The 25,871-nt window shown below is 70.7% G+C and carries 20 protein-coding genes; 11 read left to right on the top strand and 9 right to left on the bottom strand.

Annotated elements, in window-relative coordinates; genetic code table 11:
* Positions 1 to 64: 64 nt before the first annotated feature.
* From AABA78_RS33010 to AABA78_RS33000, 3 genes are all read right to left on the bottom strand, one after another.
* Positions 65 to 2,473, bottom strand: a complete 2,409-nt coding sequence (locus tag AABA78_RS33010; protein WP_338269319.1) for an RCC1 domain-containing protein — start codon at positions 2,471 to 2,473, stop codon at positions 65 to 67.
* 574 nt (positions 2,474 to 3,047) lie between these two features.
* On the bottom strand, positions 3,048 to 4,385 hold the full coding sequence (locus AABA78_RS33005) for a serine/threonine-protein kinase (protein ID WP_338269318.1): 1,338 nt from the start codon (positions 4,383 to 4,385) through the stop codon (positions 3,048 to 3,050).
* Positions 4,386 to 4,500: 115 nt separating this feature from the next.
* Positions 4,501 to 5,715, bottom strand: coding sequence for a serine/threonine-protein kinase (locus tag AABA78_RS33000; protein WP_338269317.1), 1,215 nt, complete (start codon positions 5,713 to 5,715; stop codon positions 4,501 to 4,503).
* A gap of 231 nt (positions 5,716 to 5,946) precedes the next feature.
* Here AABA78_RS33000 and AABA78_RS32995 point away from each other — a divergent pair, with 231 nt between their 5' ends.
* Positions 5,947 to 6,324, top strand: a complete 378-nt coding sequence (locus AABA78_RS32995) for a helix-turn-helix domain-containing protein (protein ID WP_338269316.1) — start codon at positions 5,947 to 5,949, stop codon at positions 6,322 to 6,324.
* A gap of 147 nt (positions 6,325 to 6,471) precedes the next feature.
* Here the strand turns inward: AABA78_RS32995 and AABA78_RS32990 are convergent, their stop codons facing one another.
* The 4 genes from AABA78_RS32990 to AABA78_RS32975 all read right to left on the bottom strand — a co-directional run bounded on the left by AABA78_RS32990 (position 6,472) and on the right by AABA78_RS32975 (position 10,736).
* Positions 6,472 to 8,280, bottom strand: a complete 1,809-nt coding sequence (locus AABA78_RS32990; RefSeq protein ID WP_338269315.1) for a serine/threonine protein kinase — start codon at positions 8,278 to 8,280, stop codon at positions 6,472 to 6,474.
* Positions 8,277 to 9,146, bottom strand: coding sequence for a DUF2381 family protein (locus AABA78_RS32985; RefSeq protein ID WP_338269314.1), 870 nt, complete (start codon positions 9,144 to 9,146; stop codon positions 8,277 to 8,279). The genes AABA78_RS32990 and AABA78_RS32985 overlap by 4 nt, the downstream gene beginning before the upstream one ends.
* A 100-nt stretch (positions 9,147 to 9,246) precedes the next feature.
* Positions 9,247 to 10,002, bottom strand: coding sequence for a DUF5953 family protein (locus AABA78_RS32980; protein ID WP_338269313.1), 756 nt, complete (start codon positions 10,000 to 10,002; stop codon positions 9,247 to 9,249).
* A complete protein-coding gene (locus AABA78_RS32975; RefSeq protein WP_370469499.1) occupies positions 9,999 to 10,736 on the bottom strand; it encodes a DUF6310 domain-containing protein in 738 nt (245 codons plus the stop codon). The genes AABA78_RS32980 and AABA78_RS32975 overlap by 4 nt, the downstream gene beginning before the upstream one ends.
* A 369-nt stretch (positions 10,737 to 11,105) precedes the next feature.
* Between AABA78_RS32975 and AABA78_RS32970 the strand changes: the two genes are divergently transcribed.
* The 5 genes from AABA78_RS32970 to AABA78_RS32950 all read left to right on the top strand — a co-directional run bounded on the left by AABA78_RS32970 (position 11,106) and on the right by AABA78_RS32950 (position 18,513).
* Entirely contained in the window at positions 11,106 to 11,528 is a 423-nt protein-coding gene (locus AABA78_RS32970) for a helix-turn-helix domain-containing protein (protein ID WP_338269311.1), read from the top strand.
* A 138-nt stretch (positions 11,529 to 11,666) separates the two neighbouring features.
* On the top strand, positions 11,667 to 13,247 hold the full coding sequence (locus tag AABA78_RS32965; RefSeq protein ID WP_338269310.1) for a GAF domain-containing sensor histidine kinase: 1,581 nt from the start codon (positions 11,667 to 11,669) through the stop codon (positions 13,245 to 13,247).
* Between the two features lie 66 nt (positions 13,248 to 13,313).
* Positions 13,314 to 13,688 carry a response regulator gene (locus tag AABA78_RS32960; protein ID WP_014400722.1) on the top strand — a complete coding sequence of 125 codons (375 nt, stop codon included), beginning with the start codon at positions 13,314 to 13,316 and terminating at the stop codon, positions 13,686 to 13,688.
* Positions 13,688 to 16,477, top strand: coding sequence for an ATP-binding protein (locus AABA78_RS32955; RefSeq protein ID WP_338269308.1), 2,790 nt, complete (start codon positions 13,688 to 13,690; stop codon positions 16,475 to 16,477). The genes AABA78_RS32960 and AABA78_RS32955 overlap by 1 nt, the downstream gene beginning before the upstream one ends.
* Positions 16,474 to 18,513, top strand: a complete 2,040-nt coding sequence (locus AABA78_RS32950) for a response regulator (RefSeq protein ID WP_338269307.1) — start codon at positions 16,474 to 16,476, stop codon at positions 18,511 to 18,513. Before AABA78_RS32955 ends, AABA78_RS32950 begins: the two co-directional genes overlap by 4 nt.
* A gap of 10 nt (positions 18,514 to 18,523) precedes the next feature.
* Here the strand turns inward: AABA78_RS32950 and AABA78_RS32945 are convergent, their stop codons facing one another.
* Together AABA78_RS32945 and AABA78_RS32940 are read right to left on the bottom strand one after the other, a co-directional pair.
* Positions 18,524 to 20,095, bottom strand: a complete 1,572-nt coding sequence (locus AABA78_RS32945; protein ID WP_338269305.1) for an LVIVD repeat-containing protein — start codon at positions 20,093 to 20,095, stop codon at positions 18,524 to 18,526.
* A 67-nt stretch (positions 20,096 to 20,162) separates the two neighbouring features.
* Entirely contained in the window at positions 20,163 to 21,848 is a 1,686-nt protein-coding gene (locus AABA78_RS32940) for an LVIVD repeat-containing protein (protein WP_338269304.1), read from the bottom strand.
* A 160-nt stretch (positions 21,849 to 22,008) separates the two neighbouring features.
* Between AABA78_RS32940 and AABA78_RS32935 the strand changes: the two genes are divergently transcribed.
* The 5 genes from AABA78_RS32935 to AABA78_RS32915 are packed head-to-tail and all read left to right on the top strand — an operon-like array spanning position 22,009 to position 25,723.
* Positions 22,009 to 23,112, top strand: coding sequence for an AAA family ATPase (locus AABA78_RS32935; protein WP_338269303.1), 1,104 nt, complete (start codon positions 22,009 to 22,011; stop codon positions 23,110 to 23,112).
* A complete protein-coding gene (gene truB, locus AABA78_RS32930) occupies positions 23,109 to 24,005 on the top strand; it encodes a tRNA pseudouridine(55) synthase TruB (RefSeq protein ID WP_338269302.1) in 897 nt (298 codons plus the stop codon). Before AABA78_RS32935 ends, truB begins: the two co-directional genes overlap by 4 nt.
* Before the next feature lie 58 nt (positions 24,006 to 24,063).
* Positions 24,064 to 24,657, top strand: coding sequence for a winged helix-turn-helix domain-containing protein (locus tag AABA78_RS32925; protein ID WP_338269301.1), 594 nt, complete (start codon positions 24,064 to 24,066; stop codon positions 24,655 to 24,657).
* Positions 24,564 to 25,091: a transposase gene (locus tag AABA78_RS32920; protein ID WP_338269665.1), complete on the top strand. Its 528-nt coding sequence runs from the start codon at positions 24,564 to 24,566 to the stop codon at positions 25,089 to 25,091. The genes AABA78_RS32925 and AABA78_RS32920 overlap by 94 nt, the downstream gene beginning before the upstream one ends.
* 35 nt (positions 25,092 to 25,126) lie before the next feature.
* Positions 25,127 to 25,723: a GNAT family N-acetyltransferase gene (locus AABA78_RS32915; protein ID WP_338269300.1), complete on the top strand. Its 597-nt coding sequence runs from the start codon at positions 25,127 to 25,129 to the stop codon at positions 25,721 to 25,723.
* Positions 25,724 to 25,871 lie beyond the last annotated feature (148 nt).

The following is a 25,871-nucleotide window of genomic DNA, read 5'->3' as shown; positions in this document are numbered from 1 at the left end:
GGAACAGTGAGAGGAAGGGAAGCGGGCGCTCCGGTCCTGCGAGCGCCCGCGAGGGCGTCAGTGATTACGGCGTGGGAGGCAGGAGCTTGATGTCGCCCGCCGCGCTCGGCAGCTCGTTGTCGCCGATGGCGTTGGTGTTGCCGTAGCCGAGCTGTCCGTAGGTGCCCCGGCCCCAGCAGCGCGCCTTGCCCGTGGAGAGCAGCGCGCAGGTGTGGTGTCCGGCGGAGGCGCTGATCTGGTAGGCCGTCGCGCCCTCGAGGTCCACGGCCGGGCCCGGCAGGGTGAGCGTGGTCTTGTTGCCGTAGCCGAGCTGGCCCTGGTCATTGCGTCCCCAGCAGCGCACGGTGCCGGTGGAGAGCAGGGCGCAGGCGTGCTCCGAGCCCACGGACACCTGCAGGGCGGTGACGCCGCCCAGGTTCACCTGGGTCGTGGCGTTCTGCACGCCCGCGCCGGGGAGCCGCCGGAACACACACCAGCCGGAGTAGTCAGCGCAGGAGGAGTAGTAGTCGTAGCCGCCATCCGTTCCCGTCTGCCCATTGTTGCCGTTGCCCCAGCAGATGACGGAGCCGGACCGCAGCAGCGCACAGGTGGAGTTGCGGCCCGCGCCGAGCTGGGCCACGGGGCCCGTGGGCTCCACGGGCGTCTGGCTGGAGGGCGTGTTGGTGACGCCGACGTTCAGGAGGTGCGAGTAGCCGAGCTGCCCGAAGTGGTTGCGTCCCCAGCACAGGATCTTGCCGGTGGAGAGCAGGGCGCAGGTGTGCTCCTCGCCCGCGACGACGTCGGTGGCGGTGTTGCTGCCCAGGTCCACGTCGCCGGCCTGCCACGGCTGTTCATTGTCTCCGATGGTGTTGGTGTTCCCGTAGCCCAGCTGGCCGTACTGGTTGCGGCCCCAGCAGCGGACCTTGCCGGTGGCCATCACCGCGCAGGAGTGGTCCTTGCCCGTGGCGATGCGGATGGCGGGCCCGCCCAGGTTGACGTAGCCGAACGCCGTCACGGCCTCGCCGTCGCCCAGGTTCTGCGTGGTGTTGTAGCCCAGCTGCCCGAAGTCATTGCGTCCCCAGCAGCGCACCAGGCCCGTGTCCAGGAGGACGCAGGAGTGGTCGCCGCCCGTGGCCAGCTTGGTGGCCTTGCCGAGGATGCCGACGGGGCCCGCCAGGTAGGGCAACCGCGCCTGGGTATCACCCCAGTTGTTGGTGCTCGCGTAGCCCAGCTGGCCGAAGTTGCCGTAGCCCCAGCACCGCACCGTGCCGTCGTTCAGCATGGCGCAGGTGTGCTCGGTGCCACCGCGGATGGAGTTGATGCCGTCGAGCGGCCCCTGCGCCACGGGCTCGTCCGGGAACTGATCCGGGGTGAGCTTGTAGCTGAGCGTGGTGGTGCCGTTGTTCGTGTCCGTCACGGACATCTTCAGGTCGCCCTGAAGCGTGGTGGCGTAGTGCTGGAGGGTGGTGGGGTTGGTCTGGGTGGTGAACGCAGGCACCGGGTCGGGCGTGGTGCCGGCGGAGGGCGTGAAGGTCCACGCGTAGGTGAGGGCCTCCTCGGGCGTGTCATCCGCGACGGTGGCGGTGAACTTCACGTCGGTGCCGGTGCGCTGGGCGTTGAGGCCGTTGATGACGGGGTTGAACAACACGGCGACAGAGGTGTCGATGACGCCGCTGGAGGTCTCCGGGGGCATCACCTTCGTGGTGAAGGTGGTGGTGACGGAGTGGCCCGCCGGGTTGGTGACGGTGACGGTGTGGTTGAAGACCGTCTCGGTGGAGACGGTGGGAGGCGAATACTGGGAGACGAAGGCGCCCGCCGTGTTCAGCAGGGTGATGCCACCGTTGGGAGGCGAGAAGGCGCCGCTGCCCGTCGCCGGAGTGGAGGCGATGGAGTAGGTGAGCGCCTCGCCGACGTTGGCCTCGACGAAGAAGGTGATGTTGCCCGACTGCGCGGAGGCGAAGGCAGAGGGGATGCTGATCTTCTTGATGCGGGGGATGGAAATCTGCGCGCCGTTGGTGGCGGAGGCGAGGGGGATGGTGACGGTCTGGAAGTCGAGGTTGAGGGTGGCGTTGAGGGAGCCGGAGAAGAGCAACGTCCCGGCGGCGTTGTAGGCGCGGGCCTCGAAGAGGAGGGCCTTGGCCTTGGGGAGGAAGGGCAGCTTGCCGGTCCAGACCTCGGCGGAGGTGAAGAGGTCGAAGTTCTTGAAGAGGGGGACGTTGGAGCCGGAGGAGGTGTCGTAGACGTCGACGCGGATGCTCTTCACGTCGGCGTAGGAGAAGGCCTGGGCGGAGACGCTGCCCTTCGCGGCTTGGGCGTAGAGGTCCCGGGCACCAATGGAGACGGTGACCTGGGACTGCGTCTGCTCGATGGGGGCGGAGGGGCCCGGCGCCTCGGTGCCGGAGCTACACGCGGCCATCCACGGCGAGGACAGGGACAGCAGCAGCGCGCCCAGCATGCCGCGCGAACGGAACCAACGGGGGGACGTTCTCTTCAAGCACGGACTCCTTGATGACAGACGGGATAGGTCAATGGCTCACATCGGGCACACGCCGGCCTCACGTGCCCGGGACGGAGCCCGGACACACGTCTCCCGTGCCGCGCTCCAGGGGAGCGCGGTCGCGGGACGTCACGGAAATGGAGAGGAGGAGGCGGGCGTTCGCCGACCCGGGGGGACCACCCGGCCCTCGGCGGATGTCTGCTCTACAGCCAGAAGCGCAAACAGCACTACCGGTGCTTCAAAATGCTGTCACGTCTTTTATTGGCTTCCGCGAAAGCGTGTCAATGTCTGGGTTTTCGCTGACTGGCGGGTGAAAGGCATGTCAGTCGCGGCGGACCCGCGCGGTGACAGGATTTGTCATTCCCCTCGGCGCCCCGCCTGGAGGAATGGGTGACGCACCGGGTTGATGAGTGGGAGGAAACAAGCAACTCACGGAAGCTTTGCCAAACACCCGGGTGCTTCGCGGAGCGCGCGAAATCTGGAAAAGACAGTCATGGCCGCCATCCGGTACCCCGCTGGTCCCGGAGGACTCGGGTGGGCCAAGTCCCAGGGACCCGGTGCCGGCGCGGTTTCACACCGGCTGGTGGCCGTCGTCGTCGTCGTCGAAGTCGTCTCCCTGCGCCTCTTCATCCGGCCCGGCCAGCTCGTCCAGGTCCTCGACCAGGTCCAGGTCCTGGAGGGGCAGGGGCTCGTCGTTCAGGTCCGGCGTCACGTCGTCGCCCCGGAGGAACGGCGGCGGGCCCTCCAGCCCGGCGGCCCCGGTCGCGCTGGCGCCCTCGGACGTCATCGCGGCCTCCTCGGCGGTCAGCTCCGCCGGGTGCAGCCCGCCCTCCAGCAGCTCCGCCTGATTGCGCCTCCCCGTGGCCTCCCTCGCCGCCGCCTCCACCTCCTCCGCGGCGGCCTGCCGTCCGTACGTGGGCGCGTGCTCGCGCAGCCACTCCCGCAGCGCGGAGGCCAGCTCCGCCGCCGTGCCGAAGCGGTCCGCCGGGGACTGGCGCAGCGCGCGGACCACCACCGCGCGCAGCCCCTCCGGCACGTCGCGCGCCAGGTGCTCCACCTGCGTGGGGCCCACCAGCGCCATGCGCGCCGCCACCTCCGTTAGGGGCATCCACGTGGGCCCCTGCGCCTGCACCAGCGGCAGGTCCGGCGGCGGCGGGAGCGCCACGTCCCCCTCCTGCGCCAGCGGGTGCGTGCCCGTCAGCACCTCCAGCAGCACCAGCCCCAGCGAGAACTGGTCGCTCCTCGCGTCCACGGGATCGCGCCGCAGCGCCTCCGGCGAGGCGTACGCCACGTCCCCCTTCACCAGCGGGCGGCTGGTGATCTCCCGGCCCGGCAGCGTGGAGAAGGCGGCGGTGAAGTTCGTGAGCTTCACCTCGCCGTGCACGCCCAGGCGCAGGTTCCGGGGGCTCACGTCCCGGTGCACGATGCCCAGCGGCCGGTTCCACTCGTCCCGCAGCGTGTGCGCGTGGTGCAGCGCCTCCGCCACCTCGGAGACGACCCACGCGCCGAAGGCAGGGGACATGGGCTTGCGCCGCATGGCCACCAGGTTGAGCACCGTGTCCAGCGACCGGCCCTCCACGTACTCCATCACCACGTGCGGGACGCCCCGGTACGCCTTCAGGTGGTAGACCTTCGCGATGCCCGGGTGGTTGAGCCGGAACGTCAGCTCCACCTCCTCCACCAGCCGGCGGCGCTCCACGAAGCCGGACGGGTTGCGCAGCCGCTTGATGACCACCGGGCCCCCCATCCCGCCCCGGTAGCGCCGCCGCGCCAGCATCAGCAGCTCCCCGGTGGCGCGCACCTCCAGCTTGCGCACGAACTCGAAGGCCGTGCCTCCCACCGTGAACAGCACACGCGGCCGGCGGGGCACGCCGGGGATCTCCTCCGTCGTCGTATCGGGCGTCTTCATGTCCTGCCTTTCAACCTGTCAGGTCGAGCGGAAATCGCTCGACCCCGCAGGTAGCACAAACCCTGTCGTGGGGAAAACCTCCAGGGTCGTGTGAAGTGCGCAGGACGCGTGGGGTTCATTCGCCCCGGCGCAATCCCAGACGCCGCAGCCACTGCTCCCACCGCCGCCGCCACGCCAGCCGCCGGGCCAGCCACCAGGGCATGGGCGGGGGCAGGGGCGCGGCCAGCCCCGGCGACGGTCCGGGCGGCGCCGGCACGGGCGGCGTGGGCGCGCTGGAGTGCGGCGGGGCCCCCGGGACGCGGCGCTCGTAGGCGCGGGCCCAGCGGCGCAGCTCCCGGGCCTCCTCGTTGCCGTCGAAGTACGCGTCGGACTCCTCCGTGACGGCCTCGTGGGGCGGCGGCGCGTTGAACAGCGGCCGGTCCCAGCTGGCCGGGGCGCGCTCCAGCGCGGCGCTCAGGTCGGTGTAGAGGTCCGACCCCATCTGGTAGCGCTGGCTGACGTCCTGGCGGAGCAGCCGCTCGCAGATGTCGTTGAGGGCGCGGGGCACGCGCGGGTTGAGCGAGCGCGCGGACCTCCCCTTGATGGTCTGGATTCCCCCCAGCAGCGCCGCGGCCGGCAGGTCCGGCGGATAGGGGAAGTCCCCGGTGAGCACCTGGAAGAGCGTGAGCCCCAGCGAATAGAGGTCGTCCGTGGGCTGGTAGACGTAGCGGGCCATGCCCTTGGGGTTGTTCAGCCAGTAGCGCAACAGCTCCGGGCTGCGGTAGCTGGGCGTGCCCGGCGGGGGCCGGCCGTCGGTGATGGCCGGGGCGCAGGCGTGGTCGCTGGAGCCGAAGTCCACCAGCACCGGCCGCGCGTCCGACGCGCGCACGATGATGTTGCTGCCCTTGATGTCGCGGTGGCGCACGCCCGCGCGGTGGATGAAGTCCAGCGTCAGCGCCAGCTCCGCGAACAGCCGCGCCACCTGCCGCGCCGTGGGCTTCGCCTCCACCGCCCAGTCCGACAGCGTGGGACCCTCCACGTAGTCCATGACCAGGAACAGGTAGCCCGTGCGCGGGTGCGGCCAGCGGTGGTAGCCGCGCAGCGCCACCACGTTGGGGTGGGTCATGCGGTGCAGCACGCTCACCTCCTTGAGCGTGCGGGCGTCCACCTGCGAGCCCTCCTCGGAGTCCTGCGGCCCCTGGAGCGCGAACTTCAGCGCCACGTGGAAGCCCCCGGTCTCCGCCAGGAACACGGTGCCGTAGCCCCCGGTGGCCAGGCGCTTCAGGAGCCGGAAGCTGCCCACCACCTCCTGCGGCTGGAGCAGCAGCGGATGTCCTCCCTCCAGGTTCATTGAGGGGCGCCTCCTTCGCCCGGGGCAGGCCGGGCTTCTTCTGGATGTGGAGGGTTCAATCGGAGAGAGAGGACGTGGCTGGGAGGATGCATGGGAGAAAGGCCGGATTGGACCTCTCAGGTCCATAGCATGGCGGATGCCCCTTGGGGTAGTGTTGGTGCCGTGTCAGGTAGGATGCCGGACACCTGACTTCATGGGAGACACGCTCCGGCCAGGGGTTGGTGAGCGGCAATGAACGAGGAGCTGGCCATCACGGTGGGCACCGCGGCGCGCGAGGCCCGCGAGCGGCAGGGCCTGACCCAGGGCGACGTCGCCAGCCAGGTGGGCATCGCCATGGAGGTCTACAGCCGGATGGAGCGAGGGCGGGTGCTGCCCAGCTCCACCACGCTGCGCAGGCTGTGCATGGTGTTGCGCATCCGCGCGGACACGCTCCTGGGGCTGGACGGGCCCACGCCTCCGCAAGAGGCGCGCACGCTGGCGCTCGCGGACCGCGAGGAGGATCCCCCCACCCTGCGCCGGCTGGTGCGCGCGCTCAGGCCCCTGGATGAAGAGGACTTGAAGGCCATGGGGCTCATCATCCAGGGCGCGCTCGCGCTGCGGGAGCGCTAGGCGTTCAAGCTCCGCGCAGGCCTACGCGTCGTGGGCGACCTGGCCCGTGGGATGGGCCGTCATGGGACGGCCCTGGGAGGTCATGCCGGGTTCGAGGAGGCGGGGCGCGCAATCAGGCCCCTACCCAACACGTCGCCCCGGGGCTGCTCAGGGCCAGCGGTCCACCACGGTCGCGGCACCCCGATTGGATCCCTTCACCCTGCCGTCCTTGAACGCCACGGCTTCGTTCTCCACCACGGCGCAAATGGGATACTCCTCCTGCCCCGGGAGCTTCACGCGGTCGTACCGGACGACGAGGGCCGGCCCATCCACACGCCCCATCTTGTCGGAGAGGTAGTAGGCCTTGCCGTAGAAGCGTGTCCCCACGGGGGCAAGAGCAAGCTGCCGGTCATCGGTGATGCCTTTGGGGACCACCCCCACCACCTCCGCGCCAGCGGTGAACCATACATTGTCAAAATTCGCCTGGCGGTCGTCGAGGATGAGGGAGAAAAAGTCTCCGTCCCTCCAGTGAAGTTGATCCCGCATGGCCTCCTCCGCTCCAGCCGGGCAGGTGAAGGACTCGGGCCGGATCTGGGCCCCCGGACAACCCGCCGCCAGCGCCGCGACGAGCGACAGCGACGCGCACTTGACGGCCGCAACGGACTTCTTTGGCGAGCGAGGCGCACGTCCTGCGAGTGAGGCTTCGGGTGCTGGCGTCTTCAATGCGGATCCTTCCTTCGGGGCAGCGGCGATGGCTGGCCCAGGGACTGTCACGGGCGAAGGGCCAGCAGGGGTCATAGCAGGAGGGGTTGTCCTGGGCGGCGCGGAATGGTGGGTGGCAGGAGGAGGTCGTGGGGCCGCGGCGTCGCGCGACCCTGCAGGCCCACCGGGTGCGCTCCCTGACGAGCGCCAGAGGGCCGCGGCCATGACGAGCGCGACGATACAAACAACGCCTGCGAGCCACCTTCCCGCGCGAAGCGGTCGCTCCATCAGGGCTACATGCCGCTTGAGGGATTGCGGCGTGGAGGGCATCGGCAGCGCCGCGGGTGGGTACCCTCCATGACGCTGTTCAGCGGGCGGATGGACCGGCACGTCATACCCGGCGGAGCGCTCGGCGCGGAGCTCCGCCAACTCGCGGCGCAGCGCTTCGGTATCGACCGGACGCGCCTTGGGGTCTCGGGCCAGGATGTCCTCGACGAGGTCGCTCAGTGCCGCTGGCACCCGCGCATTCGCCAGGCGGGGGGACGGCGGTGGGAGGGCAGGGCTGTTCAAGTCGAAGCGCGGACGAAACTCCGTCGGGCGTGGGTCCGTCAGCAGCTCATGGAGCATGACGCCGACCGCGAAGATTTCGTCGGCGACCTGGAAGGCGTAGCGGGCCCGGTGCTTGTCCTTGTGCTCGCGCAGGAACTTGAACTGCTCGGGCGCGCGATAGCGGTCTGTCCCCGGAGGCAGGCCCCCGTCCGTCAGGGCTTCGGCGAGGGTGTAGGTCGCGCAACTGAAGTCGATGATGACGGGCTCGCCATCGCTCTTGCGGATGAGCACGTTGGACAGCTTCAGGTCCCGATGCAGGATGCCCCGGCCGTGCATGTATGCCAGCGCACCGGCGAGCTTCTCGAAGACCCCGAGGACTTCGCGAACGGTCGGGTGCTTGCGCTCCGCCCACTCCGCGAGCGTCCAGCCGTCCACGTAGTCGAGCGCGAGGTAGAGGTTCCCACTCTCCGCGAGTCCATACCCTTGTGGCCGGACGATGTTCGGATGGTCCAGCATGAGCAGCGCCGTCAACTCCCGCAGCGTTCGCGCATGGGTCTGCTTGAGGTCGCCGCTGGACTCCCGGTGCTGGGCCACCTTGATGGCCCGGTGGCTGCCGTTCTTCTCGCCCAGGAAGACGAACGCGAAGCCTCCGTCACCGAGTGGTTTGGAAACCTTCCACCCATCAATCAACGAACCGGGCGGAACGCGGGGCAGCGTCGCGCTCATGGGGAGTCCTCCGCGGCGGACTTCGGGAAGCGCACGTCTGGAATCGTGAGCCGACGCCCCTCATCCCCACGCACCTCCAGGGTGAAGACGAGGTCGGCTTTCGTCTCGGGCACTTCCACGGCCGCGAGCACACGCCCATATCCCCCCGGAAGGATTGCCCCTGGCTTCTTGGCCACGAGCCGCGCCCGCAGGCGCATGCCGACGCGCCCCACGAACATCGCTTCCCGGGGTGTCCAGGCGGGGCGGTCAGGGCGGTTCACGATCGTCACGTCCGCCAGAATCCAGCCCGCGCCCCGAAAGGCGACGAGCTTGTCCAGATTGAACCCCTGCACGGCATCGAGCGTGCCTTTGCTGCTGGACGTCGTGACCCCCTTCTCGTCCACGTAGCCAAGGAGCACGAAGTCTTCCGGCTTCGGCGCCGGGGCTTGGGCCGTGGGCTGGCAGGCCGTGTCCGGCGGCTCCGGGCGTTGCACGTCGATCCGAGCGTCCACTTCGGACGGGTCGGTCACGAGCACGAACACGGCCCGTGTCGGCGCTCGGTTGTCAGCGAAGAAGACCCCGAGCTCCTGCCGCTCGCCCGCACCGAGATTGGCCACGGGCTGGACGATGACGGAGCGCTCGCCCGCGTCCAGGACGCGGATCCGCGACTCATCGAAGGTCAGCGTCTTCTTCTGGATCGGCGAGGGAAAGAACAGCAGCGTCAGGGTGTCCTGTGCAACGCGGACGACGGGCAGCGGTTCGGCGGCCGTGCTGGCGATGGCGACGGAACGTTCCCGCCTGACGCGTGCACCGGGTGCCGGCTCAGCCCTCGCAGCAGTTCCCCACACGAGCGCGAGCGCGAGAGCCAATCTGAACGGTTGGAGCAATGGTGCGCGACCTCCCGGATGGGAAGGCTACCATCGCGGATGCTCGCGCAGTGGGGCTCTTTCCCTCCGCCGGAGCCGCGTCCCAGGCCCTTGCTTGAGGTCAAGGCGCCGCGCGTCCGCCGATCTCCGGGAAGCGCTCGTAGGCCCGAAGGAGCGCGTCCAGGTGGGCGGGGTTGTCCAGGTCGAGCGGCGCGTCGGTGAGCTGCACGACCCAGCCGCCCGAAGCCGTGCGCCGCGACCGTGAAAGCAGCTCGGCGTCGCGGGCCGGGTCCGGGAACCCGATGGCCTGTGCGGCAGCGGCAGACCAGTAGTTCAGCCACCCGAGGTAATAGGGAATCTCGGGCGCGCGGATGTGCTCGAAGAGCTTCAGGGCGGGCAGGCCCCGGGGAGGGGACGGCGGCCCTTCCAGCGTGGGAGCTATCTGCTCCGCGATGTCCCCCGACGCGCCGTCCGGCGTCGCCTGCCCCCAGAACGCGTGTGCACCCTCTGCCACCGCTTCAAGCACGTCCGCCACTGCCGCGACAACCGCCGCATCTAGAGGCAACTTCGCATGGACTTGGAGTTGTGGCCGGCCGCCTGCACCTTCATCCGCGGAGCGTTGCATCCCGGAAATCATTACGGGGTAACGTTCATCGTTGTTACACACCATCGGAAACTCGCCGCGCGTGGCCTCCTCAGCCAACCAGGCATCGCGCTGTGGCAACGCGGCAAGCCGGTGCCTCTCGGTAACTCTCCACTCCAGACGCAAACCGGGCAGCGCTCGTTCCAAGCCATGGACAGCAGCGAGTGTGCGGTGGTCGTTACCCACAAGCGCAGGCGCATAGACGTTGATGATGAGGGGGCTTCGAGAGGTCATCTTTTGCACTTCGTTACGACGATCTTGAAGGTGGGATCCTGCTTGAGCAACGCGAGTCTGTGCGCGTCGGTGCTCACGCCAACAACGAAGTCATATCCACAGGTCCGCGCCGCCGCACGCTCCTTGAGCAACTGCTTGATTTCCCTCTCAATCTCCTGACCCTGGATATAGGCATTGTACGTATCAAATCGATGGGTCTTGATCTCCCACAGCACGCGCACGCCGACTTGCAGCGCGTCGAAGCGCACACCGCCCACGAGCACGTCCATCCCGGGATAGCGGTTGGGTGGGAAGTTGTCGGCACATTCATTGTGCGGGTCGTCCTCGCCCGCGTGGGGGACGGGAACAGGTTCGCAGCTCGCGCGTCCCGTCCGGTCCACGGGCACTGGCGGCACCGGGGGCTGCCGGCCCTGCCCGGCTGGCTCGGGCTCCGGCTCGGGCTTGCGTTGCGCTTCGGCTTCCCGGGAGGACACCTTCGCTCCTCGTGAGGTCCCAGCTTCCTCGGGGTAGGCATGCCGCAGCTCATACGCGTCCAACGCCTCCGCGATGGCGACGCCCACCACCACCACGCCAAGCACGATGACGGCCCCCACGGCAATCTCAGGAGCCGCCAGCACGCAGAACCCGAGTCCCACGGCCGCGGCCTCCGCTGAGGCGACCGAGCATCTTCCCGTGGTGTCGTGGAACTCGAGCCGGTCATGGTCGAGGGTCCGATAGCACTTCTCCACCAGCACGGGCCAAGGCCGGGACGCCTCACGGACGACACACCGTCCCCCGTCAGTCCACGGCAGCGTTGCTGCTCGCTGGAGGTTGGCGAGCCTCGGGTTCCGGGACGCGCGCTCTCCTGGACCCGGTGCCGGGGTGGCGCACGCCGAAAGCAAGAGCAGGAGTGCGGCGCAGGCGCGCAGTCGCATGGTCACGTCCTTTCATGCGAACCAGCGCGTCGCGGGTCGATGCTGGCCGCATTGGGAGTATGCCAACATCCTGGAATAAATAGAATATTAAGAATAATCCGACGCTTCCTAGGCTCCCCGAAAACTTGCGCGCCGGAGGAGAGGTGCAAGGTTTTGGGGGTGCCCGCCCCGGTGAATGAAGACCTGAACATGGTGTTTGGAGCCGCCGCCCGTGACGCGCGCTTGCGGTTGGGACTCACGCAGGCGGACGTGGCGGAGCGCGTGGGCATCGCCATGGAGGTCTACAGCCGCATGGAGCGCGGCCGCATGCTGCCCCGGGCGCGGAACCTGCGGCGGCTGTGCGAGGTGCTGTCCGTGTCCGCGGACACGCTGCTGGGCGTGGGGCCCGGCCCCTCACCGGCGCCGCCCCGGGCCACCCCGCGCCAGGAGGACTCGCTGGAGCTGCGGCGCCTGGTGCGCGCGCTGCGCGAGCTGGAACCCCGGCAGCTCAAGGCCGTGGCACGCGTGGTGCGCACCGTGGTGTCCGTCATGCCCCCCAAGGCGTCCCCCGGGTCCCCGCCGACGTCGCGCAAGAAGCCGCTGGCCCCGGCCCGGAAACGCCGCGCCGGCTAGCACGGCGCCAAGGGCAGACAAATCCCGCAGGACTGCAATCCGGTGTCTGCCTGCCCGGCCTCCCGACCCAGGGGGCGGGCAGTCGTGAGCGCCCCTCTTACCAATGGCAGACAGGTGGGGTAGCACCGGGCGCACGCCATGCTTCCTCCCCCGACGCCCGCGGACGAGCCGCGGCGCCTTCAGGCACTGCGTTCCCTGTGCCTGCTGGACACGCCCGCGCATGAACGCTTCGACCGCATCGTGCGCGCCGCGGCGCACCTGTTCCGCGTGCCCATCGCGCTCGTGTCGCTCATCGACGAGGACCGGCAGTGGTTCAAGGCCCGCCAGGGGCTGGACGCCCCCCAGACGCCGCGCGACGTGTCCTTCTGCGGCCACGCCATCCTCTCCTCCGCCACCTTCGTGGTGCCGGACGCGCTGAAGGACGCGCGCTTCCACGACAACCCGCTGGTGCTGGGCGCCCCCTTCGTCCGCTTCTACGCGGGCCACCCCCTGCGCGCGGCGGACGGCAGCCGCGTGGGCACGCTGTGCCTCATCGACTCCCAGCCCCGGGACTTCTCCGGCGCGGACCTGGCCGCGCTCGCGGACCTGGCCGGCTGGGCGGAGGTGGAGCTCAACGCCCTGCACGAGCGCGAGGCCCGCATCGCGCTGACGCAGCAGGAGCGCTTCTTCGAGGTCTCCATGGACATGCTCTGCATCGCCGCCATGGACGGCACCTTCCTGCGCCTGTCCCGGGCCTGGAGCCGCACCCTCGGCCTCTCCGAGGCGGAGCTCTACAGCACGTCCCTGGTGGACCTGGCCCTGGAGGAGGACCGCGCCGCCACCTCCCGGCACCTGGCCCGCGCGCGCGAGGGCGCCCCCGTCCTCCAGTTCGAGCACCGCGCCCGCTGCCATGACGGCTCCTGGCGCTGGCTCCAGTGGAACGCCGTGTCGGACCCGGAGGAGGGGCTGCTCTACGCCGTCGCCCGGGACGTCACCCAGGCCCGCCTCCTGGAAGAGGAGCGCCAGCGCGTGGAGCGGATGAAGAACGAGTTCATCTCCACCGTGAGCCACGAATTGCGCACGCCGCTCACCTCCATCCGCGGCTCGCTGGGCCTGCTGTGCGGCGGCGTGGCCGGCCCGCTGGACGCGCAGGTGGCCCAGATGGTGGGCATCGCCCACAAGAACAGCGAACGGCTGCTGCGCCTCATCAACGACATCCTGGACCTGGAGAAGATGGAGTCCGGCCGCCTGGACCTGCACCTGGCCCCCACGGAGGTGGCGCCGCTCCTGGCCCAGGCCCTCCAGGCCCACCAGGGCTACGCGGCCGAATACGGCGTGCGCCTGGAGGCCGTGGTGGACGCGCCCCACGCCCGCGCCCGCGTGGACGAGGACCGCTTCATCCAGGTGCTGGCGAACCTCCTCTCCAACGCCATCAAGTTCTCCCCCCAGGGCGAGCGCGTCACCCTGTCGCTCACCCGCGAGGCCGGCGCCCTTCGCGTGGACGTGCGGGATTACGGCCCCGGCATCCCGGAGGCCTTCCAGGCCCGCGTCTTCCAGAAGTTCGCCCAGGCGGACTCCTCGGACACCCGCAGGCGCCCCGGCACCGGCCTGGGCCTGAGCATCGCCCAGGGGCTGGTGGCCCGCATGGGCGGCACCCTGCGCTTCACCACCACCCCCGGGGCGGGCACCCGCTTCTCCTTCGACCTGCCGGAGTGCGAACCCGGGCCGGACGCGGCTTGAGATCCGCTCCCGCCCCGCTCCCGTAACCCCCCGATCCAAACCCCGCTTCCCGGAGCACTCCCTCCCATGGCGAAAATCGAGAAGGTCCTGCTCGTGGACGATGAGGACGACATCCGCACCATCGGACAGCTGAGCCTGAGCCGTGTGGGGGGATGGAAGACGGTGCTCGCGTCCTCCGGGGCGGAGGCCCTGGAGAAGGCGGGCCAGGAGGGCCCGGACCTCATCCTCCTGGACGTGATGATGCCCGGCATGGACGGGCCCACCACGTTCGGCCGGCTGCGCGCCCAGCCCGCCACCGCCAACACGCCCATCATCTTCATGACCGCCAAGGTCCAGAAGCAGGAGGTGGCGCGCTACCTGGAGCTGGGCGCGGTGGGCGTCATCGGCAAGCCGTTCGACCCCATGACGCTGCCGCAGGAAATCCGCCGCCTGGTGCCTTGATGGAACCCCGCCTGCCCAAACGCTCCGCCGCGCTGGCCGCTGGCGCCCTCATGGTCCTGTGCGCCCTGTTCGTCCTGGGGCGCCCGGGCTCCACCGCCGACCACGACCACTACCGCACCCAGCTGCGGCAGCTGCGCGTGGCCACGGCGGAGCTGGAGCAGGACGTGCTGCGCCAGCGCGTGGGCATGGCGGCGCTGCACGGCGCCTCCGACCGGGACTTCGACGCGCTGGCCGCCCGCGCCCGCATGCTGCGCACGGCCCCGGACTTCCTCCCGGCCGAGGGCATGCGGTCGCTCAACGCCTCCCTGGACGCGTACCTGCGCGTGCTGGAGGGCTCGCGCGGCCTGCTGGCGGCGGCCCGCGCGAAGGACCAGCAGCTGGCCGCCCTGCGCGAAGCCTTCCCCCGGCAGGTCGCCACCACCGCCGCCCTGCTGCCCCCGGGCGAGACGCGCGAACAGGTGGAGGCGCTGGTCGTGGACGTGCTCCTCGCCTCTCGCGCGCAGGGGGAGGCCCCTGGCGCTCGCGTGGAGGCCTCGCTCGCGCTCCTGACCCGGGCGCTCGAGGGGCAGCCTGCCCACGCCGTGCTGGAGGGCCTGGCGGCCCGCGTGCGCGAATTGCTGGCGCTCCAGCGCTCCGCGGACGCTTCCTTCCAGGCGCTGCTGGACCACGGTGCCACCGGCGAGGCCGAGCGCCTCATCACCACGTACCTCCAGCTCCAGGAGCAGTCCCAGGCCCGCGCCGAGCGCACGCGCATCGTCCTCTTCGGCGTGTCGCTGCTGCTCGTGGGCTACGTCATCGTCGTGCTGGTGCGGCTGGCCCAGGCGTCCGCGGCGCTGGGGGAGCTCAACCGCGGGCTGGAGGAGCGCGTGGCGGAGCGCACCCGGGCCCTGTCCGCCGCGAGCGCGGAGGCGCGGGCCAGCGACGCGCGCAAGGCCGCCATCCTGGAGGCGTCGCCGGACGGCATCGTGGTGCTGGACGAGTCCGCCCGCGTCGCGGAGTTCAACCCCGCCGCGGCGGCCCACTTCCGCCTGCCGTCCGCGCGGGCGGTGGGCGCGGACTTCCTGTCGCTGGCGCTGCCCGCGTCGCTGCCGGCGTCGCAGCGGGAGGCCGTGCACGCCGCGCTCCTGCAGGGCAGCGGCGCGGCGCGCGTGGAGACGCCGTGCCTGCGCGCGGACGGCGCCGTGTTCCCCGCGGAGCTCACCTTCGCGCGCGTGCACGCGGACGGCCCCCCGCGCACCACCGTCTTCGTGCGCGACCTCACGGAGCGCAAGGCCGTGGAGCGGATGAAGAACGAGTTCGTCTCCACCGTGAGCCACGAGCTGCGCACGCCGCTCACCTCCATCCGCGGCTCGCTGGGCCTCTTGGAGAACGGCATCGTGGGGGAGCTGCCCTCGCAGGCGCTGGACATGGTGCGCATCGCGCGCACCAACACCGAACGGCTCATCCGGCTCATCAACGACATCCTGGACCTGGAGAAGATGGAGTCGGGGATGCTGGAGCTGAAGCTCCAGCCGCAGACGGCGCAGGACCTGGTGGAGGCCACGCTCGCGGGCGTGCAGGGCATGGCGGAGGCCGCGCACGTCAGCCTGCGCTCGGACGTGGAGGGCGCGCCCCAGGTGAAGGGCGACCGCGACCGGCTCATCCAGGTGCTCACCAACCTGGTCTCCAACGCCATCAAGTTCTCCCCCCAGGGCGCCTCCGTGGTGGTGGCCGCCGGCCTCACGGCGGACGGCCGGGTGCGCTTCAGCGTCACGGACCAGGGCTCCGGCATCCCGGAGGAGAAGCTCCCCCGCCTCTTCGGCCGCTTCCAGCAACTGGACGCGTCCGACACCCGCAGCAAGGGCGGCACCGGCCTGGGGCTGGCCATCTCGCAGGCCATCGTGGAGCAGCACGGCGGCCGCATCGACGTGTCCAGCCCGCCCGGCCAGGGCGCCACCTTCCACTTCACCCTGGAGGCCCTGCGCGTCCCCGCGCCTGGCGCCGGCGTGACGCTGCCCGCGGACGACTCGCGCCACAACGTGCTCATCGTCACCGCGGACGCGGACCTGTCCGCGCTCTTGCGGGGCCTCTTGTCGCACGAAGGCTACCGGGTGGTGCGCGCCGCCACGCTCACGGAGGCCGCGCAGGCGGTGGAGCACGCGCCGCCGGACGCGCTGGTGGTGGACACGCAGATGCCGGACGGCCCCGTGCTGGACTGGGTGCGCCGCCTGCGGGAACAGCCGCGCACGCGCGAGCTGCCCGTGCTGGCCCTGGCCGGACGCTCCCAGGCGGGGACGAAGGACGCGGGCACCGCGCTGCTGGTGGACTGGCTGCCCACGCCGGTGGAGGAAACGCGGTTGCTGAAGACACTGCGTTACGCCATGCGCCAGCCGGGCCAGGCGCGCGTGCTGGTGGTGGACGACGACGCCACCACGCGCCGGGTGCTGTGCGCGCAGTTCGAACGGCTGGGCGCGCTGTGCATCGAAGCGGCGGACGGGGAGAGCGCGGTGGCGCTCGCGCGGGACACGCCCCCGGACCTCATCGTCCTGGACGTGGGGCTGCCCCGGCTGGACGGCTTCGAGGTGGTGGACATCCTGCGCCAGGGCAAGGGCCGCGCCACGCCGCTCATCGTCTTCACCGGCCGCGAGCTGTCGCGCACCGACCAGCGCCAGCTCACGCTGGGCATCACCCGGCACCTGACGAAGGCCCGCGCTTCCGAGGAGGAGCTGCTGGCCTCCGTGCGGGAGCTGCTCAACGGACTGCTGGCCCGCCGCGACGCCGCGGCCGAGCCCCGAAAGGCGATGCCATGAGCACCGCGCGCAACGACAAGACGCTGCTCTTCCTGGAGGACGACCGCGACCTGCAGGCGCTGGTCTGCGCCTACCTGCGGGAGAAGGGCTACCAGGTGACGCCCGCCCGCACCGCCGCGGAGGCGCGCGAGGTGCTCCAGTCCAGGCCGGTGGACGCCGCCATCGTGGACGGCCTCCTGCCGGGCATGACGGGCGCGGACTTCATCCGGGAGCTGCGCCAGACGAAGCCGGACCTGCCGGTGCTCTTCGCGTCCGCCTTCTGGAAGGACCTGAAGAGCCATGAGCTGCTCACGCGCCAACTGGGCGTGGCGCGCGTGGTGCACAAGCCCTACCGGCCGGAGGAGCTGGCGGTGTGGCTGGAGCAGCTCTTCGCGGTGGCGCAGCCGCCGCCTCCGCCCCCGGAGGCCCTCGGCTCGATGGACGAAGCGGAGGACGCTGAGCCCGTGGACGACTTCGCGGCGAGCCTGGCCCTCCTGAGCGCGGAGTACGGCGCGAAGCTGCCGGAGCGGCTGGCCACGCTCCAGGCGCTGCTGGGCAAGGGGCGCCACGGCGACGCGGCCGCCATGGATGAGGCCTACGGCGTCGTGCACAAGCTGCACGGCACCGCGGGCAGCTACGGCTTCCGCGACGTGAGCATCGCGGCGGGCGCGCTGGAGGACGTGCTCCGGCCGGTGAAGACCGGGGGAATGCTGGACTGGGCCCGGGTGGACGCGGGCTTCCGCGCGCTGGAGGACCGGGTGTCGCTGCCGGTCCTCGCCCCGGAGCCGGAGCCGGAGGAAGAGGTCGTCGCCGCCATGGGCACGCTGCTCGTCGTGGACGAGGACGCGGCCCTCCTCGCGGACGCGAAGCAGATGGGCGACCGGGAGGGCGTGCGGGTGGTGACGGCCCAGACGCCCCAGGAGGCCTGCGCCGCGGTGGAGCGGCAGTGGGTGGACGGGGCGCTGCTGCAGATGAGCGCGCGGGGGCTGGCCACCGCGAGCGCGCTGCGCGCGATGGAGGGGCACCAGTCCCTGCCGCTGGCCTTCACCAGCTCGGGCGGGGGTCTCCAGGAGCGCGTGCACGCGGCGCACGCGGGCGCGTCGCTGTTCCTGCCCCGGCCCTTCACCCAGCAGGACTTCGCCATCGCGGCGGAGCGGCTGGTGACGGCGCGAAGGCAGGAGCGCGCGAAGGTGATGGTGGTGGACGACGACCCGGAGGCGGTGCGCGCCCTCTCCCAGGCGCTGGTGAGCGACGCGGTGGAGGTGGTGGGGCTGGAGAACGCCTACGGCCTGCTGGACGCGCTCGCGCAGCACCGCCCGGACCTGCTGCTCCTGGACGTGCAGATGCCCGGGCCCAGCGGCTTTGATTTGTGCCGCATCCTGCGCCTGACGCCGGAGTGGCAGGAGCTGCCCATCCTGCTCATCACCGCGCAGGTGGGGCTGGAGTTCCGGCTGGCCGCGTTCCAGGCCGGCGCGGATGACTACCTGGCCAAGCCCGTGCTGAAGGAGGAGCTGCGCGCCCGCGTGCACGCCCGGCTGGAGCGGGCGCGGCTGTCGCGCGAGCGCACGGAGCGCGACGCGCTCACCGGCCTCATGCTGCGCCGGCCCTTCGTGGAGGCGGTGGCCACGCGGCTGTCGGAGGCGCGCCGGAGCGACAAGCCGCTGGCGCTGTGCTTCCTGGACGTGGACCACTTCAAGAAGGTGAACGACCAGCACGGCCACCTCGCGGGCGACCGCGTGCTGATGCGGCTGGGGCGGCTGCTGGGGGCGCGCTTCCGCCGCGAGGACCTGCGCGCCCGCTGGGGCGGCGAGGAGTTCGTCGTCGCGCTGCTGGGGGAGTCGCTGGAGAGCGCGAAGGAGATCCTCTCCCGCACGGCGGAGGAGCTGGCGGGGATGTCCTTCGAGAGCGACGCGGGCAAGCCCTTCCACGTCACCTTCAGCGCGGGGCTCGCGGTGGCGCCGCGGGACGGCACCACCCTGGACGAGCTGCTGCGTGTCGCCGACGCCCGGCTCTACCGGGCGAAGGAGAACGGCCGCAACCGCATCGAAACGGAGTGACGCCGGCGCGTCACGGCTCCGCCAGCACCAGCAGGCCGCGCGACAGGTCCACCGCGTAAACGTACCCGTCGCCCGGCACGCGGATGCCGATGGCCCCCTGGTAGAGGCTGCTGGTGCTGCGCGGGTGCGCTTCCTGGAACGAGTCGAAGGCGGCGATCTCCTTCGGCTGCTTGGGGTCCGCCACGTCGAAGACGCGCACGCCCTCGTGGTACCAGGCCACGTACAGCTTCGTGCCGTTCAGCACCATGTTGTGGATGGACGTCTGCGGGCGCTTCTTCACCTGCCCGATGAGCTGGATGTTCGCCGGGTCGGTGACGTCCAGCACGCGCAGGTGCGCGCCGAAGCGCTCGCCGCCCTCGAAGGCGATGGTGCGCCCGTTGAGGGTGCCCACCGCGTTCGCGTGGCTGTACTGGCCGTCAAAGGCATAGATGCCCAGCACGGGCGTCACGTCCGGGCGCTTCACGTCCACGACGACGTAGCCCGTGTTCGTGTGGTTGATGTAGAGCCGGTCCTGATAGGCGAACGCGTCGTGCGGGTAGCTGACCCCCGCCTCGCGCGGCACGGAGATGCGGCTGAGCAGCTGGGGCTCCAGCGGCGAGGCCACGTTGAACAGGAGCGTCTCCCCGTTGGGGGACGGGGACATGGCGTACAGCCGGTCGCCGTCCACGAACACCGTGTGCACGTTGAGGGCTTCACCGGGCAGCGCGCGCACGTACTGAGGCTTCGCCGGGTCGGTGATGTCGTAGACGATGACGCCGGAGTTGGCGCTGGCGACGTAGAGCGCGTCGCCCTTGGCCCAGACGCCGTTCCAGTAATTGTCGTTGGGCAGGCTCACGCTGGTGACGAGGGCCGGGTGGGCCGGGTCGCTCACGTTGAAGACGCTCAGGCCGCCGGGCTCCTTGCCCCGGGGCAGGGACACCACGTAGGCGTGGCCCTTGGTGACGTAGATGTCCACGGAGTCACCCACCGCGACGGGCGTCTCGGAGACCAGGCGCATCGCCTTGGCGCCGGTGGGCTTCTCCCGGTCCAGGTTCATCCGCTGGGCGTGGAAGGTGCCGGAGTAGTCCGGCACGCCGTCGGTGCAGCGCACGAAGCAGCCGGTGAGGTGGCCGGGCTCCGGCACGCGGCAGCCCGCGAGCGCGTACCGCTGCACCTTCTTCGCGGAGGTGGTCAGCTCTCCGGTGATGAAGAACCCCTGCGGGCCCTGCTCCTGGTGCACCAGGGGACGGCCCAGGAAGCTGGGGACGGTGTCCAGGCGGAAGCCCGCGCCGAACGCGCTGGTGGCGTTGTAGCGGAAGATGGCCTGGTAGACGCCGGAGGGCTCCATCGCGCCCACCGCCGCCAGGTCACAACCCGCCAGGGGGAAGCTGGACGAGTCCGAGCAGTTCGCACGCGGCTCCGCGTAGCTCGCGTCCATGCAGGGCTCGGTGGGGACCACGTCCACGTAGTCGGTGCGCTCGACCGCGTCCTGGGGCTCCACCGTGCCTGCGTCCGGCACGGGAGGGTCGTTGTCGCTACAGCCGGACAGGGACAGGGCGCAGGCGAACAGGCCCGTGCCCAGGAGGCGAAGGGAAGACGTCATGGATGGCTGGCTCCAGCTCGGGGCTTCGCGGTCCACGGCCGACGCGCGAAGCCCCGGGGAGTCTAGCTCACGGCTGCTCGGAGAGGATGAGTAGCCCCCGGGACGTGTCCACGGTGTAGATGAACCCGTCGCCCGGCACGCGGATGCCGATGGCGCCCTCGAACGTGCCGCCCGCGTGTCCCGGGTCCGTCTCCCGGTACGTGTTGAAGTACGCGACCTCGCGCGGCTTCGGCGGGTGGGACACGTCCAGCACCCGCACGCCCTCCTGGTAGTACGCGACGTACAGCTTCGTGCCCTGGAGGATCATGTTGTGGATGGAGATCTCCGGGCGCAGGCCGTACTCGCCAATGAGCTTCATGTTCGCGGGGTCGGTGACGTCCAGCACGCGCAGGTGCGAGCCGGGGGACTCACCGCCCTCGAAGGCCACGGTGCGGCCCGCGAAGGTGCCCACCGCGCTCGCGTGGGCGTACTGGCCGTCGAAGGAATACCCGCCCAGGGGCAGGACGTGCTCCGAGTCCGTCGCGTCGAAGGCCAGGTAGCCCAACTCCGTGTAGCTCACGTAGAGGCGGTCCTCGTACACGAAGGCGTCATGGGGGCCGCTGCCGCCCATGCTCAAGGACACCCGGTTGAGCTCCACGGGCGCGAGCGGCGAGGACACGTCGAGGATGAGCACCGCGTCGCCGGGAGACGGGGCCATGGCGTAGAGCCGGTCGCCCTTCACGTGCACGGTGTGCACGTCGAGCGGCTCGTTGGGCACGGCGCGCACGTACTGCGGATCCGCGGGGTTGGAGATGTCGTAGACGATGACGCCGGAGCTGGCGCTCGCGATGTAGAGCGCGTCGTCCTTCGCCCAGACGCCGTTCCAGTACGTGTCCCCGGCCAACTGCACGGTCTTCGTGAGCACCGGGTGCGCGGGGTCCCGCACGTCGAACACCGCCAAACCGCCAGGCTTGCTGACCGTCCCGACGGCCACCACGTACGCGTGGCCCTTCGTGACGTAGACGTCCACCGGCAGGCCCATGGGGACGGAGGACTCGGACACGAGGGAGAGTCCGGAGGACTCGGACTCTCCGCGCGTCCGGATGCCCGGGCGCGTCGCGGTGAAGGTGCCCACGATGCCGACCTTGCCCTGCGAGCACTGGACGTAGCAGCCGTTGATGCGGTCGGGCGTGGGCCGGGTGCAGCCCATGAACACCAGGTTCCGGGCCGGCGTGAAGCGCGTGGCAGGGAGGGTGGCCGCGGTGAAGAACGAACCCGCGCCCACCTCCTGTCGCGTCAGCGCCCGGCCGGAGAGGGTGCCCGGTGCACCATCGAGCGGAAGCCGGAGGATGTAGCCGGAGAAGTTGTTGACGTAGCCGGTGTTGGGACGGGCATCGAGGAAGTAGAAGCCCGTGGTGTCCAGGTCATCGAACGCGCCCGCCGTGCACGTGGAGCGGTTGAAGAGGGACACGTCGTCACACGCGGCGACCGCGTCACCGACGGCGAGGTTGAAGGCACAGTCCGAATAGGGCCCCAGGTCCACGTGGTCGGTGCGCTCGGGGAGCGCCTCCGCGCCGCCGTCCCAGGGAACGGTGTCCATGCCGGCATCCGGAGCACCCGCATCCGGCTCACCCGCATCCGGGTCGGACGAAGGACCCGAGTCCACGGGAGCATGCGGGCCCGCGTCCCCGGCGGGAGGGGACGATGAGGTAGAACAGCCGGTCAGGGCCAGGGTGATGGTGAGCAGCAGGAGTCGGCGGGAGAGCGGAGCCATGGAGTACGTCCTCGTCGGAAGTCGCCCCCCAGCAACGCCTCCCCCTCGGGGAGTGACGGAAGTCCCCTCCAGCAAGCAACCATCTTCCGGCGAGCGAAGAACACCCTTGCGCGCCGGACGCCCGCGAGCACACCGGGCCGGGTAGGCTTGAGCGCACGTCATGCCCCTCACGCGTCTGGACATCGCAGGCTACCGCTCCGTGCGTCAGCTCCACCTGGAGCTGGGGCCGGTGACCGTGGTGGTGGGGCCCAACGGCAGCGGCAAGACGAACCTGTACCGCGCGCTGTACCTGCTCGCGGCGGCGGCGGACGGGCGGCTCGCGCGCACGCTGGCGGAAGAGGGCGGCACCCCGAGCGTGCTGTGGGCCGGCCCGCGCGACCCGAAGAAGCCGGCGCGCGTGCGCGTGACGGTGGACCTGGACGACCTCACCTACGAGCTGCAATGCGGCGTGGTGCCCAGTGCGCCCGGGGAGCCGCGGCCGACGATGTTCACCCTGGATCCGGAGGTGAAGGAGGAGCACCTCTGGGCGCACTCCGGAGGCCGGCGGCTGGTGTTGATGGAGCGCAAGGACCGCACGGCCTTCATCCGCGACGCGGACGGCAAGCGCATCACGTTCCCCACGGAGCTGTGGGGCGCGGAGTCGGTGATGGATCAGCTCTCCGAACCGCACCGCTTCCCCCGGCTGTCGGAGGTACAACGCACGTTGAGCGCGTGGCGCTTCTACCACCACTTCCGCACGGATCCGGACGCGCTGCCCCGGCACCCGCAGGTGGGCGTGCGCACGCCGGTGCTCGCGTCCGACGGGCGCGACCTCGCGGCGGCGCTCCAGACGATCTGGGAGATTGGCGACGAGCGCGCCCTGGAGCAGGGCATCGACGACGCCTTCCCCGGAGCCAAGCTGGAGGTGCGAGCGGAGGACGGCCGCTTCAGCCTCTTCCTGCACATGCCCGGCCTGTCCCGGCCCATGGCGGCGGCGGAGCTGTCGGACGGGACGCTGCGCTACCTGTGCCTGCTGGCGGCGCTGCTCAGTCCCAGGCCGCCGCCGTTCCTCGCGCTGAACGAACCGGAGACCAGCCTGCACCCGGACCTGCTGGAGCCCCTGGGCCGGCTCATCGTGCGAGCGTCGGAGTACAGCCAGGTCTGGGTGACGACACACGCCGAACCCCTGGCGCGCGTCATCTCGGACCACTCCGGCAACGCGCCCGTGCACCTGGAGAAGCAGCAGGGCGCGACGACGGTGAAGAGGGACGGGAGCGGCGAATGACGCCCGGCCTCTACCTCACGCACAAGCCCGTGGGCGCCACGAGCTTCGCCACCGTGCGTGCCTTCCAGGAGGAAGCCCAGGCGACGCGGCCCGGCCGCCGCACGGCGCTGTGCCACGGCGGCACGTTGGATCCATTCGCGGAAGGCCTGCTGTTGATGCTGGTGGGCCCGGCCACGCACCTCTTCGAACACCTGCACGCCGCGCCCAAGGTCTACGAGGCCCGCGTGGAGTGGGGCACGGAGATGGACACCGGCGACCTGCACGGCCGCCCCGTGCATCAGGGAGCCGCGACCGCGCTCACGCCCGAGCGCCTCGACGAAGCGCTGAAACCGTTCCTCGGCTGGACGGAGCAGGTCCCGCCCGCCACCAGCGCGAAGAAGCTCGGAGGCGAGCCCGCCTACCGCAAGGCCCACCGGGGCGAGGCCGTGGACCTGCCCCCGTCGCGCGTGTACCTGCACGCCGCGCGCTGGCTCTCGCACGACCTGCCCCGGACCAGCGTGTTGGAGCTCACCTGCCGGGGCGGCTACTACGTCCGTTCCCTGGCCAGGGACCTGGGAAGGGCGCTCGGCTGCGGCGCGCACCTCTCCGCGCTGAAGCGCACGGCCATCGGCCCGTGGAAGGACCCCGGCCCCGGCCCGCGCATCGAGCTGCACGGCCGCGACCTGCTCCCCTGGACGTCCTCACGCGTCCTCACGGATCAGGACGTGGGAGCCCTGCGCCAGGGCCAGCCCATTCCCCTCGCGCCGCTCCAGCCTCCGGACTGGCGCCTGCCGCCGGGCTACCCGGAGCCACCCGGCCCGGTGCGAGGCTTCCACCAGGGGAAGTTGACCTTCCTGCTCACACCCGGGGACGGCGTGCTCACGCCCGAGACAGAGCTGCGCGGCGGCGTCTAAACCGCCTCGGGATGTCCCCTAAACACCAGGGCAGTTGAATGGGTGAGAGGGGGAGACGATGGGGTCTCAGCATCCGTTCAGGCTGACGCCCGGGCAACTGGAAGCGCGGCGGCTCTTGGCTGCCTCGCTTCTGGAGTCGGGCTGGCATCCAGTGGATGTCGCCGACGAGTTGGGGGTGACGCGTGGAGCCGTTTCCCAGTGGAGCAAGAGACTGCGCGAAGAGGGCCTGCAGGCACTCTGGCGCAAGCCCCACAAAGGGCGGCCCTCGTACCTGAAGCCGGCGCAATGGAGGCAGTTGGCGCGAGCGTTGGAAGCCGGTGCACTCAAGGCCGGTTTTCCCACCGAGCGCTGGACTCTTCCAAGGGTCGTTCAGTTCATCCAGCGAAGATGGGGCGTCGGGTACCACCCGGCTTCCCTCAGCGAGCCCCTGCACCGCCTGGGCTTTTCGGCCCATCGGCCTCGCTCCCAAGCCCGAGAGCGAGATGAGGCCCTCATCGAGGCCTGGCTGAAGCGGGATTGGCCACGCATCAAAAGGGGGCTCGAAGAAGCGGCAGGACGATTGCCTTCCTGGACGAGACGGGCAGCACGTTTCGAGCCCGCCTCGGCACCACATGGGCGCCCATCGGCACTGCGCCCACGCTCCACCGCCTGAGTAGACGCCGTGAGGTGTCGAGTATCGTCTTGCTGGTGGCGCCGACACAGTGGCGACAGCCCCAAGTTCTGGCGCGCCATTTCGAGGGGGCCATTCATGCGCAGCAGGTCCTCTTCGCGCTGCGCTACTTCCGCAAGCGCGTAGGGCACCCGCTGCTCATCATCTGGGACCACCTGGCGGCACACCGAGCAAGTCAGGTGAAGGACTGGCTCTCACTCCATCCCGACGACTTCCAGGTGGAGTGGCTGCCCTCCTATGCACCGGAATTGAATCCCGAAGAGGGCTGCAACAGCTGGGTGAAGGGAAGGCTCCTAAACGCCCTCCCTCTCGATGTCGCCGAGCTTCGTCACCTGACAAGGAGCGAGTTCCGCAGGCTGCAAAGCCGGCCGCAGGTTCTTCGCTCCTTGTTCAGGCACGCTCGCCTCCGCGTTTAGCGGACTACCCGAGGCGGTTTAGAACGGGCGCCTCCATGGCCCCTCCCGACCTGAAGACCGTCGAGCTCACTCCGGAGCTCTGGCCCGACCTCGAGAAGCTCTTCGGCCCCAACGGCGCCTGCGGCGGCTGCTGGTGCATGTACTGGCGCATCCCGGAAGGCGAGCGCTACGACGACGTGCGAGGCCCCGACGCGAAGCGCCGCTTCAAGGCCCTGGTCGCGAGCGGAGAAGCGAAGGGCGTCCTCGCCTACGCGGACGGCGAACCGGTGGGCTGGGCCACCTTCGGCCCGCGCCGCGACTTCCCACGCCTGGACCGCGCCCCCAGCTTCAAGTGCGACGACGCGGACGCCGTCTCCTCCGTGCCCTGCTTCTTCATCCACCGGAACTGGCGCAACCAGGGCGTGGCCACCGCGCTGCTCGCCGCCGTGGAGGCCGCGGTGCGGCGCGACGGCCCGCGCACCCTGGAGGGCTATCCGGTGAAGCCGCCCCGGGGCGAAGCGCGTATCAGCAACGGCATGGCCTACACGGGCACGCTCCCGTTCTTCCTCAAGCGGGGCTACGTCCACGTCGCGGACCGCCCCGCCGGCAAGCAGCGCGTGCGCAAGGCGCTCAGTCCCGCGCGCCGGAAGTGATGCTTCCGGTCACCACCCCGGGGCCGGGGGGCTGGTGACTGTCATCACCTCTGGTGACTGTTGTCACCACCCCGGCCTTCGCGTCGTCGCCGCGTAACCCCAGGGAATCCTTGAGGTATGTGGCCAGGCAGGGCTGGCACGACGCGTG

Origin of the sequence: Corallococcus caeni (assembly GCF_036245865.1) — a bacterium.
Classification (GTDB): Bacteria; Myxococcota; Myxococcia; order Myxococcales; family Myxococcaceae; genus Corallococcus; species Corallococcus caeni.
This window is presented reverse-complemented; position numbering and strand designations above follow the sequence as displayed.